Source organism: Curtobacterium sp. 260 (assembly GCF_030803485.1).
Taxonomy (GTDB): Bacteria; Actinomycetota; Actinomycetes; order Actinomycetales; family Microbacteriaceae; genus Curtobacterium.
This window is the reverse complement of record NZ_JAURUY010000009.1, coordinates 49,623-64,834: the sequence shown is the minus strand read 5'-3', so window position 1 is coordinate 64,834 and position 15,212 is coordinate 49,623. Positions and strand designations below refer to the sequence as shown.

17 protein-coding genes are annotated in these 15,212 nt (G+C 72.2%); 15 read left to right on the top strand and 2 right to left on the bottom strand.

What is annotated here, in order from left to right; translation table 11 throughout:
- The first annotated feature begins 67 nt into the window (after window positions 1-67).
- The 5 genes from J2X59_RS11435 to trmD all read left to right on the top strand — a co-directional run bounded on the left by J2X59_RS11435 (window position 68) and on the right by trmD (window position 4,334).
- Window positions 68-2,218, top strand: a complete 2,151-nt coding sequence (locus J2X59_RS11435) for an oxidoreductase (protein WP_326496754.1) — start codon at window positions 68-70, stop codon at window positions 2,216-2,218.
- A gap of 183 nt (window positions 2,219-2,401) precedes the next feature.
- Window positions 2,402-2,818, top strand: a complete 417-nt coding sequence (gene rpsP, locus J2X59_RS11430) for a 30S ribosomal protein S16 (protein WP_066654835.1) — start codon at window positions 2,402-2,404, stop codon at window positions 2,816-2,818.
- Window positions 2,819-2,822: 4 nt separating this feature from the next.
- Window positions 2,823-3,059: an RNA-binding protein gene (locus tag J2X59_RS11425; RefSeq protein WP_058730104.1), complete on the top strand. Its 237-nt coding sequence runs from the start codon at window positions 2,823-2,825 to the stop codon at window positions 3,057-3,059.
- 19 nt (window positions 3,060-3,078) lie between these two features.
- Entirely contained in the window at window positions 3,079-3,639 is a 561-nt protein-coding gene (gene rimM / locus J2X59_RS11420) for a ribosome maturation factor RimM (RefSeq protein WP_307810335.1), read from the top strand.
- Window positions 3,640-3,641: 2 nt separating this feature from the next.
- The gene (gene trmD, locus J2X59_RS11415) at window positions 3,642-4,334 is read left to right on the top strand and encodes a tRNA (guanosine(37)-N1)-methyltransferase TrmD (protein WP_326496753.1); all 693 of its coding nucleotides are present in this window, start codon (window positions 3,642-3,644) and stop codon (window positions 4,332-4,334) included.
- A 255-nt stretch (window positions 4,335-4,589) separates the two neighbouring features.
- On the opposite strand, the gene map is transcribed toward trmD, so the two are convergent.
- Window positions 4,590-5,381 (bottom strand): type I methionyl aminopeptidase, encoded by a 792-nt coding sequence (gene map / locus J2X59_RS11410; RefSeq protein ID WP_326496752.1) that lies wholly within the window; start codon window positions 5,379-5,381, stop codon window positions 4,590-4,592.
- 164 nt (window positions 5,382-5,545) lie between these two features.
- Between map and rplS the strand changes: the two genes are divergently transcribed.
- The 9 genes from rplS (at window position 5,546) to J2X59_RS11365 (ending at window position 12,695) form a co-directional block, all read left to right on the top strand.
- Entirely contained in the window at window positions 5,546-5,899 is a 354-nt protein-coding gene (gene rplS, locus J2X59_RS11405) for a 50S ribosomal protein L19 (RefSeq protein ID WP_058730094.1), read from the top strand.
- A 183-nt stretch (window positions 5,900-6,082) separates the two neighbouring features.
- Window positions 6,083-6,826, top strand: a complete 744-nt coding sequence (gene lepB, locus J2X59_RS11400) for a signal peptidase I (protein ID WP_066654826.1) — start codon at window positions 6,083-6,085, stop codon at window positions 6,824-6,826.
- Entirely contained in the window at window positions 6,823-7,527 is a 705-nt protein-coding gene (locus tag J2X59_RS11395) for a ribonuclease HII (RefSeq protein ID WP_326496751.1), read from the top strand. The genes lepB and J2X59_RS11395 overlap by 4 nt, the downstream gene beginning before the upstream one ends.
- A gap of 49 nt (window positions 7,528-7,576) precedes the next feature.
- Complete coding sequence (locus tag J2X59_RS11390) at window positions 7,577-7,900, top strand: DUF2469 family protein (RefSeq protein WP_058730091.1); 324 nt, start codon at window positions 7,577-7,579, stop codon at window positions 7,898-7,900.
- Window positions 7,901-8,035: 135 nt separating this feature from the next.
- A complete protein-coding gene (locus J2X59_RS11385) occupies window positions 8,036-8,392 on the top strand; it encodes a histone-like nucleoid-structuring protein Lsr2 (protein WP_066654821.1) in 357 nt (118 codons plus the stop codon).
- Between the two features lie 153 nt (window positions 8,393-8,545).
- The gene (locus J2X59_RS11380; RefSeq protein WP_326496750.1) at window positions 8,546-8,899 is read left to right on the top strand and encodes a YraN family protein; all 354 of its coding nucleotides are present in this window, start codon (window positions 8,546-8,548) and stop codon (window positions 8,897-8,899) included.
- On the top strand, window positions 8,896-10,416 hold the full coding sequence (locus J2X59_RS11375) for a YifB family Mg chelatase-like AAA ATPase (protein WP_326496749.1): 1,521 nt from the start codon (window positions 8,896-8,898) through the stop codon (window positions 10,414-10,416). Before J2X59_RS11380 ends, J2X59_RS11375 begins: the two co-directional genes overlap by 4 nt.
- Entirely contained in the window at window positions 10,413-11,663 is a 1,251-nt protein-coding gene (dprA, locus tag J2X59_RS11370; protein WP_326496748.1) for a DNA-processing protein DprA, read from the top strand. The genes J2X59_RS11375 and dprA overlap by 4 nt, the downstream gene beginning before the upstream one ends.
- 27 nt (window positions 11,664-11,690) lie before the next feature.
- Window positions 11,691-12,695, top strand: coding sequence for a tyrosine recombinase XerC (locus J2X59_RS11365; protein ID WP_326496747.1), 1,005 nt, complete (start codon window positions 11,691-11,693; stop codon window positions 12,693-12,695).
- Window positions 12,696-12,759: 64 nt separating this feature from the next.
- Here the strand turns inward: J2X59_RS11365 and J2X59_RS11360 are convergent, their stop codons facing one another.
- Complete coding sequence (locus J2X59_RS11360) at window positions 12,760-13,374, bottom strand: M23 family metallopeptidase (RefSeq protein ID WP_326496746.1); 615 nt, start codon at window positions 13,372-13,374, stop codon at window positions 12,760-12,762.
- A gap of 388 nt (window positions 13,375-13,762) precedes the next feature.
- Here J2X59_RS11360 and J2X59_RS11355 point away from each other — a divergent pair, with 388 nt between their 5' ends.
- Window positions 13,763-15,202: a sugar porter family MFS transporter gene (locus tag J2X59_RS11355; RefSeq protein ID WP_066654813.1), complete on the top strand. Its 1,440-nt coding sequence runs from the start codon at window positions 13,763-13,765 to the stop codon at window positions 15,200-15,202.
- Window positions 15,203-15,212 lie beyond the last annotated feature (10 nt).

The window sequence follows — 15,212 nt, the reverse complement described above, 5'->3', positions numbered from 1 at the left end:
CCCGTCGGCTTGGAGGGTCGGCACAAGGAGTTCGGTCCCGGGCACGTCGTCCGGCAGAGTGGTCGCCATGAGCAGCGTTGCCGTGCCCGACCTCGCAGTCCTCTCCTCGTCCTGGAACCTCGGACCGCTCCACCTGCGGAACCGGGTGGTGATGGGGTCGATGCACACCGGGCTCGAGGTCCTCGACGACGGCGGTGCCGCGATGGCCGCGTTCTACCGCGAGCGCGCGGCGGGCGGCGTCGGCTGCATCGTCACCGGCGGGATCGCGATCAGCGACGAGGCCCGTGGTGGTCCGGACTTCGCGGTGTTCGGCACCGGGGGCGCGGACGAACGGTTCCGGGTCGCCGTCGCGGCCGTGCACGACGAGGGCGGAGCCGTGCTCGCCCAGCTCTTCCACGCCGGCCGGTACGCCCTCGCGAACGGCCTGGTCGACCGGCACGGCCGACCCCAGCGCGTGGTGGCTCCGTCGGCGCTGCCGTGGGCGGCGGCGCGCGGGGTCCAGCCGGTCGCGCTCACCGACGCCGAGGTCCGCCGGACGATCGACGACTTCGCCGCCGCCGCCCGGTCTGCCGCGGCGATCGGCTTCGACGGTGTCGAGATCATGGCGTCCGAGGGCTACCTGGTCAACCAGTTCCAGTCGCCGCTGACGAACCTCCGCGACGACGAGTGGGGCGGGGACGCGGTCCGACGCCGTCGCTTCGCGATCGAGGTCGTCCGGGCCGTCCGCACCGCCGTGCCCGACCTGGCCGTCACGATCCGGTTGTCCGGCGCCGACCTCATGCCCGGGTCGACGACGGACGCCGAGGTCGACGCGCTCGTGCACGACCTGCTGCCGCTGGGACTCGACGGGATCTCGGTCGGCATCGGCTGGCACGAGTCGCGCACGCCGACCGTGCAGGCCGCGGTGCCGCACGGCGCGTGGCTGGCGTACGCCGAGCGGGTCGCGGGGGTGGTCCGGGCGTCGGGGCACCCCGGGGTCCGGGTCATCGCCTCGAACCGGATGACCGATCTGCGTGACGGCGAGGCGGTGCTCCGCGGCGGGCAGGTCGACGCCGTCGCGCTCGCCCGTCCGTTCCTCGCGGACCCGGAGATCGTCCGCCGATCGCTCGACGGCCGCTTCGACCTGGTGAACACCTGCATCGGCTGCAACCAGGCGTGCCTCGACCACTCCATCGTCGGACGGCCCGTGTCCTGCCTCGTGAACCCCCGTGCCGGCCGCGAGCTGACCATGCCGCTCCGGCCGACCGTCGAGCCGAAGCGCGTCGACGTGGTCGGCGGTGGCCCGGCCGGGCTGGCCGCCGCGGTGGACGCCGCACGGCGCGGGCACGCCGTGACGCTGTGGGAGGCGACCGACGCCCTCGGCGGGCAGTTCGCCCTGGCCGCGGCGATCCCCGGCAAGGAGGACTACGCCGCGACCGTCCGGGCGGCGCGCGCCGAGCTCGACGACCGCGGGGCGACCGTGCACACCGGCCGTGCGGCCACCGTCGCCGACCTGCTCGACAGCGACGCCGTGGTGCTCGCGGCGGGGGTCGTGCCCCGCGTGCTGGACGTCCCGGGCGCCGAGCTGCCCCACGTGGTGTCCTACGAGGACGCCCTGCGCGACGGGGTCCCGCCCGGCACCGTCGCGGTGGTCGGCGGCGGGGGCATCGGGGTCGACACGGCGGCCTTCCTGGTCGAGTCGCCCGACGAGGCGGTGCGCGCGGCGGAGTTCGCGGCGCGCTGGGACGTCACCGTCGCTGACGACCTGGTCGGCGACGTCCCGCAACGGCTTCCCGCGGTGGCACGGACGCTCCGCCCCGGAGCCGACGTCACGGTGCTCCGTCGGTCCGGGAAGTTCGGCCAGGGGATCGGCATCACCTCGCGCTGGGTGGCGGTCGGACGACTGCGCGACGCCGGGGTGCGGATGGTCGGCGGGGTGCAGGAGTACCTGCGCATCGAACCCGGGACGCTGTGGATCCGGGACGAGGACGGTCGGGAGACCGCGGTACCGGCCGACCACGTCGTCGTGTGCGCCGGGCAGGAACGCGCACCCGCGGTCGAGGGCGACGAGGCCGAGGACACGTCGGGGGTCGCCGTCGCAGGGGGAGGGCTCGCACCGGGCCTGGCTGCCGCGGGGGTGCCGTACGCCGTCGTCGGCGGTGCCCGGGACGCCAGGAGCGTCGACGCGGTCCGTGCCACGAGCGAGGCGATCGAGGCCGTGCGCGCCCTCGCACCGTGACGACACGGCGGCCACGGCGCGTCCCGGCTCGCTTCTCCGGCGGAAACCTGCAAGAATGAACGGTCGAATCGCGTCTGCTCGACCCTCTATCCAGCAGGTCGCGACTTCCTTCGAGCTTCCACCGCGCGTGCCCCCACGCCCGCGGTTCCGGTTCAACCACAACAACACGCAACAGGAGTAATTGTGGCTGTCAAGATCCGTCTCAAGCGTCTCGGCAAGATCCGTGCGCCCTACTACCGCATCGTCGTCGCCGACTCGCGCACCAAGCGCGACGGTCGTGTGATCGAGGAGATCGGTCAGTACCACCCGACCGAGGAGCCCTCGGTCATCAAGATCGAGTCCGAGCGTGCGCTCTACTGGCTCGGCGTCGGCGCGCAGCCGACCGAGCAGGTCGCGGCGCTCCTCAAGCTCACCGGCGACTGGGGCAAGTTCAAGGGCGAGGGCAACACCGAGTCCACCGTCAAGGTCGCCGAGCCGAAGCAGGCCTTCGTCGCGGACACCGCCAAGAAGGCCGTCCTGAAGCCGAAGTCGGAGAAGACGGCCCCCGCCGCCGCTCCGGCCGAGTCGGCCGACGACGCCGCCGAGACGACCGAGGCCTGATTCCTTGCTCGACTCTGCGCTGACGCACCTCGTCAAGGGGATCGTCGATCACCCGGACGACGTCCGCGTCGCCAGTTCCACCTCTGCGCGTGGCGAGGTCCTCGAGGTGCGTGTGCACCCCGAGGACCTCGGTCGCGTGATCGGTCGCGCCGGACGGACCGCAAAGGCGCTCCGCACCCTCGTCTCGGCTCTCGCCGACGGCAAGCGGGTGCGGGTCGACGTGGTCGACACCGATTCCTAGGGAGACGACCCAACTCCGGGTGGGTCGCATCACGAAGGCGCACGGGCTCAAGGGCGGCATCAAGCTCGAGCTCTACACCGACGACCCGGATCGTCGGTTCACGCCGGGGGCGGAGTTCACGCTCCAGGTCCCCTCGGACTCGCCGTGGTCGGGCAAGACCCTGACCATCGACGAGCTCCGCTGGTACAACGGCCACCCGGTCGCCTTCTTCGAGGGCGTCGCGGACCGCACTGCCGCTGAGTCCCTCGCGCGGGCGATCCTCTGGGTCGAGCAGGACGCCGACGCCGAGACCGGTGAGGACGACGCCTGGTACGACCACCAGCTGGTCGGCTTGCGCGTGCTCCGCGACGGCGTCGAGGTCGGCACGGTCGCCCGCGTCGACCACCTGCCCGCGCAGGACCTGCTCGCGATCGACACCCCGTCGCGCGGCGAGGTCCTGGTGCCGTTCGTCTCGGCGATCGTGCCGACGGTCGACATCACGGCCGGGACCGTCACGGTGACGCCCCCGACGGGACTGTTCGAGGACCCCGAGGACACCTCGCGGCCCGAGACGGTCACGCCGACCGACCGCGAGGGCTGATCGTGCGGATCGACATCGTCACGATCTTCCCGGAGTTCTTCTCCGTCCTCGACGTCTCGCTGCTCGGCAAGGCCCGCTCGGACGGGCTGCTCGACGTGCACGTGCACGACCTGCGTCACTGGACGACCGACCGGCACCGCACGGTCGACGACACCCCGTACGGCGGTGGCGCGGGCATGGTGATGAAGCCCGAGCCGTGGGCGCAGGCGCTGTCGTCGATCCTGCGCGAGGACGGTTCGTCGACGCTCGTCGTCCCCACGCCGGCCGGCACCCCCTTCCGTCAGTCGATCGCCCGGTCGCTCGCGTCCGAGCACGACCACCTCGTGTTCGCCTGCGGGCGGTACGAGGGCATCGACGCCCGCGTGTTCGCGTGGGCTGCCGGGCGGTGCTCGGTCGTCGAGCTCTCGCTCGGTGACTACGTGCTGAACGGCGGCGAGGTCGCGGCCATGGCGATGATCGAGGCGGTCGGCCGTCTCGTCCCCGGGGTCGTCGGCAACCCGGAGTCGCTCGTCGAGGAGTCCCACGAGGACGGCCTGCTCGAGTACCCGTCGTACACGAAGCCGGCCCTCTGGCGGGACCTCGAGGTGCCGGACGTCCTGCTCAGCGGGCACCACGCGCGCGTCGCCGCCTGGCGGCACGAGCAGCAGGTGGAGCGGACCCGTCGCGTCCGCCCGGATCTGCTGCCCGACGCGTAGCGCCGGCCGCGTCGCCGCGCGCTCTGCGCCGGCTGGTCCGGCAGCGGTGCTCCGTGCACGTTCCGGTCGCACGATGTGCCGTTCCTGCGCGTTGCGGTCGCACGACGTGCCGCCGGCGCACGTTCCGGTCGCGCGACGTGCCGCCGGGCTGGATCGTGAGCGGCAGGTCGCGCGACGAGGGCGCCCGCGTCCCGACGGATGGATGGACGAACGGACGGGAGGCGCGGGGCGGGGTCGCGCCGCGCCTCCCGGCAGTCAGGCGGTCGCCTCGGTGCGCTGGGCGCGTCGCAGGGTGAGCACCTCGGGACCGTCGTCGGTGACCGCCACGGTGTGCTCGACGTGCGCGGCACGGGATCCGTCGACGCTCTTCAGCGTCCAGCCGTCCTCGTCCTGCACGAGTTCGTCGGTGCCCTGCATGAGCCACGGCTCGATCGCGACCACGAGGCCCGTGCGGAGCTTCAGGCCGCGGCCGGGGCGGCCGTCGTTCGGCACGTGCGGGTCACCGTGCATCGTGCGGCCGACGCCGTGCCCACCGAACTGCGTGTTGACGCTGTAGCCGGCGTCCTTCGCCGCCCTGCCGATGGCGTAGGAGACGTCGCCGAGCTTGTTGCCCGGTCGGAACTGCTCGATGCCGGCCAGCAGCGCGCGCTCGACCGTCCCGACGAGTCGCTGGTCCTCGTCGCGGGCCGTGCCCACCTGCACCGTGACGGCGGAGTCCGCCACCCAGCCGTCGACGCTCGCGGCGAAGTCCAGGCTGACGAGGTCGCCGTCGACGAGCACGCGGTCGTACGGCAGGCCGTGCAGGGCCGCGTCGTTCACCGACGTGCACAGGTTCCGGCCGAAGGGGGAGTTGCCGAACGAGGGGTGGTAGTCGACGTAGCAGCTCACGGCGCCACGGTCGGCGATCATCCGAGCGGCCACGCGGTCGAGGTCGAGCAGGTTCACGCCCACGTCGACGGTCTCGAGCAGCTCGTCGAGGACGTCGGCGACGAACCGTCCGGCGGCGCGCAGGCCCTCCAGCTCGGCGGGGGTGCGGAGTTCGATCATGCGTCCATCCTGGTCGTTTTGCGAGCGGGCTTCCCTGTGGCATGATGGACCGCTGTGCCCTGGCTGGACTCTGCCACGGGGGAGTCGCCGATTCCGGGCACGCACACTTCTTTCCACACACCGATCCGCGGCGACCCGTGCGCGTCCGCAGAGAGTGAACGAACATGCAGCTCCTCGACCACGTCGACGCAGCGTCCCTGCGCACCGACGTCCCGGACTTCCGCCCCGGCGACACCATCAAGGTGCACGTCAACATCATCGAAGGCACGCGCTCGCGTGTCCAGGTGTTCCAGGGCGTCGTCATCGCCCGCCAGGGCCACGGCCTCGGCGAGACCTTCAAGGTCCGCAAGGTGAGCTTCCAGGTCGGCGTCGAGCGCTGGTTCCCCGTGCACTCGCCGATCATCGACCACATCGAGGTCGTCACCCGCGGTGACGTCCGTCGCGCGAAGCTCTACTACCTGCGCGAGCTCCGCGGCAAGGCGGCCCGCCGCAAGATCAAGGAGAAGCGCGACGCCTGATCGCCTTCACAGTGAGGGCCCGCGAGCCGGGTTCCACTGGACGCCCCCCGCCGATGTACGGTTGTGCATCGACGGGGGGCTTTCCCGTTGTGCGCGCTCCACGGAGCGCAGGGTCTTCCACGTCCGACGAGTGCGGGTGTGGGTCGGCACGCTGGTCGAGCGTGCATGTGAACGAGAGCGGACATGACGGACACCACCGAAGGATCGGGACGCCGCCCACGGGCTGAGCACAAGGGCAACGGCGTCCTGACGTTCCTGCGGGACCTCGTCATCATCTTCCTCGCGGCACTGCTCGTCTCGTTCCTCGTCAAGACGTTCCTGATCCGGTCGTTCTACATCCCGTCGGAGTCGATGGAGAACACCCTGCAGGTGAACGACCGGGTGATCGTCAACGAGCTCGTGCCGGACGTGGTGTCGCTCAAGCGCGGTGACGTCGTGGTCTTCAAGGACCCGGGCGGCTGGTTGACCGGCACGAACGTGCCGGGCGTCGCGCCGACCACGCAGCCGGCGAAGGCGATCGACTGGCTCCTCACCCAGGTCGGTCTCGGGACCGGTGACAGCGACGACCACCTCATCAAGCGGGTCATCGGCCTGCCGGGGGACAAGGTCACGTGCTGCAACGACCTCGGGCAGATGTCCGTGAACGGCGTGCCCATCAAGGAGCCGTACACGCTGCTGCCGAGCGGCGCCCCGGCGTCGGCCGACCCGTTCTCGGTGACCGTCCCCGAGGGCACGATCTGGGTGATGGGCGACAACCGCAACGACTCGAAGGACTCCCGCTACAACCGCGACACCCCGTCGAAGGGCTTCGTGCCGCTGTCGGATGTCACCGGCAGGGCGTTCGTCATCTCGTGGCCCACGAGCCGCTGGACGTGGCTCGACGACTACCCCGACGTGTTCGCGGGTGTGGAGGAGAAGGACCGGTGACCCCGGTCCGGCCCTCGCTGCGGGTCGAGAAGAAGCTGCTCGGCTCCGGTCGGGTGACCGTGATCGGCATGGACGAGGTCGGCCGCGGGGCGATCGCCGGTCCGGTGGCCGTCGGGGTCGCGGCGGTCACGATCGACATCGGACGCGTGCCCCAGGGGCTCGCCGACTCGAAGCTGCTGTCCGCCGCTCGGCGCACCGAGCTCGAGCCCGTCGTCCGACGGTGGGCACGGACCGCCGTGGGCATGGCGACGGCGGACGTGGTCGACCAGCAGGGCATCGTCCCTGCGCTCGGCCAGGCCGGTGCGGCGGCGCTCGGCGCGCTCGTCGACGACGGGCTGTGCCTCGACGACGCCGTCGTGGTGCTGGACGGCTCGTTCGACTGGTTGTCCCGTGCCGTCCCCACAGCGCTGGTCCCGTCCGCCCGGCCGCTCGACGTCGTGGTGCGCGTGAAGGCGGACCGGGACTGCGCCTCGGTCGCCGCAGCGTCCGTGGTGGCGAAGGTCGAGCGCGACGCCCTGATGGTCGCTGCGCACGAGGAGGCTCCGCACTACGGGTGGGCGTCCAACAAGGGGTACGGGTCCACGGCGCACTACGACGGGATCCGGTCCGTCGGGGCGCACGCGCTGCACCGGAAGAGCTGGCTGCACCAGGCGTCGAGCGTCGCCCTGGACGGCTTCGACGAGCTGGCCGTCACCGGCTGACCCACCCCGTCGTCCATCGTCGGTCGGCTCGCCGTAGACTGTGCGGGCGATGGATGACGACGAATTCGACGACTACGACCGCGAGGTCGAACTTGCCCTGTACCGCGAGTACCGCGACGTCGTGTCGCAGTTCCGGTACGTGGTCGAGACCGAGCGGCGGTTCTACCTGGCGAACGAGGTCGACCTCGTCCGCCGTGACACCGAGCACGACTTCTACTTCGAGCTCACGATGAACGACGTGTGGGTGTGGGACGTCTACCGTTCCGACCGGTTCGTGAAGTCCGTGCGTGTCCTCACGTTCAAGGACGTGAACGTCGAGGAACTCACGTCGCGGGAACTCGAACTGCCCAAGGAACTCGCACTCGACGAGTGATCCACAGCTTTACTGGAATTGCGACTCGGGCTTCTTCCGACGACATTCCCGCAATTGTCGCGCTACGGTGGTGGTGAAGCTTTTCCCGTGACCCACCGTCACGGGGATCACCACCCCTCGACCCAGGAGCACGACATGGCACAGAAGGTCACCGTCCAGCTCGTCGACGACCTCGACGATTCGCCCATCGCCGCCGGCGAAGGCCGCACCGTGGAATTCGCGTTCGACGGTTCGAACTACGAGATCGACCTGTCCGACGACAACGTGGACAAGTTCCGCGAAGCGATCTCGGACTACGTCGCAGCGGCACGGAAGGTCTCCGGTCGTCGTTCCGGTGGCAGCAGCGGTTCTGCGCCGAAGTCCGCGCCCAAGCGCGGGAACTCCGAGGAACTCGCGAAGATCCGCGACTGGGCGAAGGAGAACGGGTACGAGGTCTCGAGCCGCGGCCGTATCTCGACCCAGGTGCAGGAAGCGTACGCAGCCGCGCACTGACGCACGACCTCACGAGGCCCCGGATGTCCTGACGACATCCGGGGTCTCGTCATTCCTGCACAACATTCCCATCAAGAGTGCTCATCCACAGTTCCGTCATCCGGCCGACGGCGCCGGTTGCATTGCCGCATCGTCGTCGGTGGAGGCAACGACATGGAACGACGAACACTGGGGCAGTACGGCGAGGACCGCGCGGTGGAATGGCTCACGGCGCGCGGGTACCGATTGGTGGAACGGAACTGGCGGTGCGCACGCGGCGAGGTCGACGTGGTCGCCTGGCACGGGCGGACACTCGTGTTCATCGAGGTCAAGACGCGAGCGGGCACGGCGACCGGGCACCCGTTCGAGGCGATCTCCACGGCGAAGACCGCGCGCCTCCGACGGCTGGTGCCGCTGTGGTTCGCGGCGCATCCCGACACGCACGCCCCGGCGGTCCGTCTCGATGCGCTGGCGGTGCACGTGGCCGGTGACCGGCACGGCATCGAGCACCTGACGGGGATCCTGTGACCGGCATCGGTCGGTCCGCCGCGGTCGCCCTGCTCGGCGTGACCGGACGGCGGATCGAGGTCGAGGCGCACCTGACGAGCCAGCTGCCCGCCTTCAGCATCATCGGACTGCCGGACACCTCGTTGGGCGAGGCCCGAGAGCGGGTCCGGGCCGCAGCGGCGAACGCCGGGGCGCCCCTGCCGGCCCGGCGGATCACGGTCAACCTGACGCCGGCGGCGATCCCGAAGCGCGGATCGGGCTTCGACCTGGCGATCGCCATGGCGGTACTCGCCGGCGCGGACGTCGCGCCCTGCGTGAGCGAACGGGTCGTGTACATCGGGGAGCTCGGGCTCGACGGGCGACTCCGGCCCGTACCCGGGGTCGTGCCGATGCTGCTCGCGGCACGGGACGCCGGAGCCGAGCGGGTGGTGCTCCCCACGGGGAACGCCGAGGAGGCCCGGTTCGTGCGCGGCGTGGACGTCCGCGCCGTGGACTCGCTCCGTGCCGCCGCGATCGACGCCGGGGCGCTCCTCCCGCCGGTCGAGGTCGACCCGGTCGCCGCACCGCCGGTGCTCCCCGAGCGTTCACCCGTCGCCGAGCTGGCCGAGGTCGTGGGCAACCCCACCGGCGTCCGTGCCCTCGTCGCGGCGGCCGCCGGCGGACACCACGCCCTGCTCGTGGGACCGCCGGGCGCCGGCAAGACGATGCTCGCGGAACGGCTGCCGGGTCTGCTGCCGGACCTCGACGACGACGCGGCGCTCGAGGTCGCGGCGGTCCGGTCTGTCGCCGGGCACGGGGTCGCATCGTGGACCACGAGACCTCCGTGGGAGGCCCCGCACCACTCGGCGTCCGCGGCGTCCCTCATCGGTGGCGGCTCCGGCACGGTCCGACCGGGCGCCGTCTCGCGCGCGACACAGGGCGTGCTGTTCCTCGACGAGGCCCCGGAGTTCCCGCGCGCGGTGCTCGACGCGCTGCGACAGCCCCTGGAGTCCGGACGGATCACGGTGCACCGGGCCGCCGGGGCCGCCGAGTTCCCCGCACGCTGTCAGGTCGTGCTCGCGGCGAACCCGTGTCCGTGCGGCAACGCCGGTTCGACGCGGCAACCGTGCGAGTGCGCGCCGGCCACCGTCCGCCGGTACCTCGGCCGCATGTCCGGGCCGTTGCTCGACCGCATCGACATCCGGGTGCGGGTGCCGCGGGTGACCACCGGCCTGATCCGCGGTGAGGACGGCACGACCCCCAGCACGGCCCAGGCTCGAGCGACCGTCGAGGCGGCACGCCACGCGATGCGCACCAGGCTCGTCGGTACGGGGTGGACCCGGAACGCCGAGGTGTCGGGGGCGTGGCTCCGCGGCCCCGGGCGGGTGGACCGGCGGGCGACGACGGCGCTCGACCAGGCGCTCGACCTCGGCACGCTGACGATGCGCGGCTGGGACCGGACGATGCGCCTCGCCTGGACGCTCGCGGACCTGCAGGGGGACGACCGGCCGGGTGAGCGGCACGTGCGCGAGGCCCTCGCCCTCCGGAGTGCGCTGTGACCGGGGCGCCCGACCTGCTCGAGACGGTCGCGGTGCTCCTCGGTCGGGCTGTGGCCGACGCGGTGGACCCGGTGGAGGCAGCGGCGCGCGTGGCGTGGTCGGCCGTCGTGGAGCCGGGGGACGCGGTGGCGGGGATGCTCGTCCAGGGACTCGGGGCCGAGCGCTCGTTCGCGCTCGTCCGGTCGGCGTGCGACGACGGACCCGTGGGCCTGCTCGACTCCTGCATCGACCGGGGTGTCCCGGGGGCTGAGTCCCCGGCACCCTTCGCCCGCACGCTGCGGGTCGCCCTCGAGCGCTGGCGCCCACGGCTCGCCCGGGTCGACGTGCTGACGACGCTCGAGACCGCGCGCGCGGTCGGTGCGCGGCTCGTCGTGCCGGGCACGGCCGGGTGGCCCACCGGCGTCAACGACCTCGGGCCGCACGCGCCCGTCGTGCTCTGGACGCGGTCGGGGCGTCGGGCCTCCGGTCCTGCCCTGGCCGTCGTCGGTTCGCGGGCGAACACCGTCGCAGGGGCCGAGGCGACCGCGGAGATCGCCTCGGCGGCCGCCGACGCCGGGTGCACGGTGGTGAGCGGTGGGGCGTACGGCATCGATGCGACCGCGCACCGGGTCGCGGTCGCGGCGGGCACGCCGACGGTGGCGGTCCTGGCCGGCGGGATCGACCAGCTCTACCCGACGGGCAACGTCGAACTGCTGCGGAACGTCGCACGGCAGGGCAGCCTGCTGGCCGAGTCCCCGCCGGGTACCCGGCCGACACGGTGGCGGTTCCTCGCACGGAACCGACTGATCGCGGCGCTGGGTGCGGCGACCGTGGTGGTCGAGGCCGGGGCCCGCTCGGGCGCGTTGAACACGGCGCACCACGCTGCGCAGCTCGGCCGCCCCGTGTTCGCCGTCCCGGGGGCGTTCTCGTCGTCGGCGTCGGTCGGGTGCCACCGTCTCGTCGCGCAGGGGCGTGCTCAGATCGTCGTCGGTCCGGGCGACCCCGTCGACGCCGCCGTCGGACGACGCGGATCCGGACGTGGCCAGCCGTCGAGGGACGGTGGGCCGACGCGCGCCGACGAGCCGATCGGCGGGCGGCAGGACCCCGAGGTGGTCCGGGTCCTGGACGCACTCGGTCGACGGGCGCTCGGCGAGCAGGAGATCGCCGTGCGCTCGGGCATGTCGGCGGGTGCGGTGGCGGACGCGCTCGCGCTGGCCGAACTGCAGGGGCTCGTCACGCACACCGTCGGCGGGTGGACCAGGTCGTGACGGCGCCGGACGCTTACCCTGGGGTCCGTGGCGGAGCAGGCGGACGGGCGACTCGTGGCGGCGGTCGAGTCGTTCCTCGACCACGTCCGTGGCGCCCGGGGCCTGAGTGACCAGACCGTCCGTGCCTACGCGAACGACCTCGACCAGCTGGTGCAGTTCGCCGACGAGCGGCGGATCGCCGCCACCGCGGACCTCGGTCTCGAGGTGCTCCGCGACTGGCTGTGGGAAGCGGACCGACGCGGGCTCGCCCGGTCCACGATCGCGCGCCGGTCGTCGTCGGTGCGGGCGTTCACCCGCTGGGCCAGCGAGACCGGTCTGCTCGACACCGACCCAGCTGTTCGACTGCGCGCGCCCAAGGGGGCGGGTCACCTGCCGCGCGTGGTGTCGACCGACCAGGTCCGGACGGTGCTCGACGGACTCGCGGCTCGGGCGGACACGGACGACCCTGCTGCGCTCCGCGACCTGGCGGTCGTCGAACTGCTCTACGCCGCGGCGATCCGGGTGAGCGAGCTCGTCGGCATCGACGTCGAGGACGTCGACCGAGACCGCCTGACCGTGCGAGTGCTCGGCAAGGGCGGCAAGGAACGGGTGGTGCCGTTCGGCGTGCCCGCAAGGGACGCGCTCGAGGCCTGGCTCGGACGGGGTCGCCCGGTCCTCGCTGCGCGCGCTGCCGAGCGGTCACCGGCCCCCGCCCGGCAGTCGGACACCTCCCCGCAGCCGGACCCCTCCGAGCAGCAGGTGCAGCGCTCCGGCGGGCCCGCGCTCTTCCTCGGCGACCGGGGTGGCCGACTCGGGGTCCGCAGCGTGTACCGGGTGGTCGCTCGAGCGCTCGGAGACCTGCCGGGCGCGGGTCCGAGCGGGCCGCACACCTTCCGGCACACCGCGGCGACGCACCTGCTCGACGGGGGAGCGGACCTCCGGGCCGTGCAGGAGCTCCTCGGGCACGCGAGCCTCGGGACGACGCAGATCTACACGCACGTCTCGTCCGCCCGGCTCCGGGAGGTCTACCGAACGGCGCACCCCCGCGCTTGACGGCGAACGGCCGGGCGGGAGTCCCGACGCCGTTCCGCAGCACGGCCTCGCGGCCTCCGGCACGTCACCCCGGCCACGCCGACTCCGGGAGCAGGACCGGCCAGGCAGCCGGCGACAGGAACCGCAGCGGATCGACGTAGCGACCCTCGACCCGTGCGCCGAGGTGCAGGCACGGATCGGCGGCGGCACAGTGTCCGACCGTGACGACACCGACCACCATCCCCTGCTGGACGGCGTCGCCCGTCGCCACCGAGGGTTCGACGGAGTCCAGCGTGCTCACGAGGCCCTCCCCGTGGTCGATGGTCACGACGCCCCTGCCGGCGACCTGCCCGGCGAACGACACCGTGCCGTCCGCCACCGCGACCGCAGGGGTACCGACGGACGTAGCCAGGTCGATGCCGCGGTGACCCGGCGCGTAGTCGTCCGCGGGTGCCTCGAACGGTCGGACCACCTCGCGCGTGCCCGTCGGCCAGACCCACGGCGCCGGAGCGACGTCCTCGCTCGCCACGATCGTTCCGGCCGAGCGGCCAGCCTCGTCGGACGTCGCCGGGTGCCCCGACAGGAGCGCACTCGCGAGCGCGACCACGAGCGGACCCGCGAGTTCGACCAGGAGTGCGACCGCGAGGACGAGGAGCCCACCCGGCCGCCCGGGCCGAGGGAGGAGCGGTGACCGTCTCATGTGACGAGGGTCGTCGAGACGCGCCCGGGCACGAGCGGCGGCAGGCCGATCTGGGGACGGTGCCCGCTGCCTCCAGGGCTGTGCAGGGACGGCTGTCGGACGGCGCCGCGCCACACCACGTCCTCTCGCGGTGCCGGCTGCGACACGACACGCGTCGATCGACGCGTGCAACGTCGGCGAACCCGTGCGATCCACGGCGACCCCAGAACGCGTCCAACCCCGCATGGCCCGCCGCGCAGCCGCGCCGCCGCGCCCCGATGTGCCCCGCGAGCCGCCAGCGAGTACAGTCGGGGCCGCTCCGGAACACGCAACGCCGCTCGGACGGCGAACCAGCCGACCGCCGGGGCACCGTGCGCCACCCAGCACGGCGGCAAGAACCTGGAGCACCGTGTCGAACACGTCCACCCAGCACGGCGAGGACCGTGCGTTCAAGGGGAAGGTCACCCTGTTCGCCATCGCGGCGGCAGTCGGCGGCTTCCTCTTCGGATTCGACTCCTCCGTCATCAACGGAGCCGTCGACGCGATCAAGGGCGAGTTCGGCCTGTCCGAGGCCGCCAGCGGCTTCGCGGTCGCCTCCGCGCTCATCGGCTGTGCCTTCGGTGCCTACTTCGCCGGTCGCCTGGCCGACCGCTGGGGCCGGACGCGCGTCATGTTCTGGGCAGCGGTGCTGTTCTTCGTCAGCTCGATCGGCTCCGCCTTCGCGTTCGCGACCTGGGACCTCGTCATCTGGCGTCTCGTCGGTGGCCTCGGCATCGGTACCGCGTCGGTGATCGCCCCCGCGTACATCTCCGAGGTCTCCCCGAAGGCGATCCGCGGTCGACTGGCGTCCTTCCAGCAGCTCGCCATCACGCTCGGCATCTTCGCCGCCCTGCTCTCCGACCAGCTCTTCGCGGTGACCGCCGGTGGCGCCTCGGAGCAGGTCCTCGGCCTCGCCGCCTGGCGATGGATGTTCCTCGTCGGTGTCGTGCCGTCCGTCGTCTACGGCGTGCTCGCGATCACCCTGCCGGAGTCCCCGCGCTTCCTGCTCTCGAAGGGCCGTGCCGACGACGCCCGTGAGGTCATGGGCAAGATCGTCCCGCGTGACACCGTGAACACGAGCCTGGAGGAGATCCAGGACGGCATCAAGAAGGAGGCCAACGAGAAGAAGGGCTCCATCCGGGGCAACCGCTTCGGCCTGCAGCCCATCGTCTGGGTCGGCATCATCCTCGCCGTGCTGCAGCAGTTCGTCGGCATCAACGTGATCTTCTACTACTCGACGACCCTCTGGCAGGCGGTCGGGTTCAAGGAGAGCGACTCGTTCCTCATCTCGACGATCACGTCGATCGTCAACGTCGCCGTCACGTTCATCGCGATCTTCACCGTGGACAAGCTCGGCCGGAAGCCGCTGCTCGTGGCGGGCTCGTCGGGCATGTTCGTCTCGCTCACGATGGTCGCGATCGCGTTCTCGCAGGCCACGATCGTGGACGGCGCGCCGAGCCTGCCCGGCTCCTGGGGCATCATCGCGCTGATCTTCGCGAACCTGTTCGTGGTCTCCTTCGGCGCCACCTGGGGTCCGCTCATGTGGGTCCTGCTCGGCGAGATGTTCCCGAACCGCATCCGCGCGACCGCGCTCGGTGTCGGCTCGGCCGCCAACTGGATCGCGAACTTCGTGGTCACGATCTCGTTCCCGGTGCTCTCCGGCTTCAACCTGACGGTGACCTACGGCATCTACGCCCTGTTCGCCCTGCTCTCGCTGTTCTTCGTCATCGCGAAGATCCCGGAGACGAAGGGCCGCTCCCTCGAGGAGATGGGCATCACGGCAGAGGGCGACACGGTGTCGGCGAAGTAGCGTCCACCGG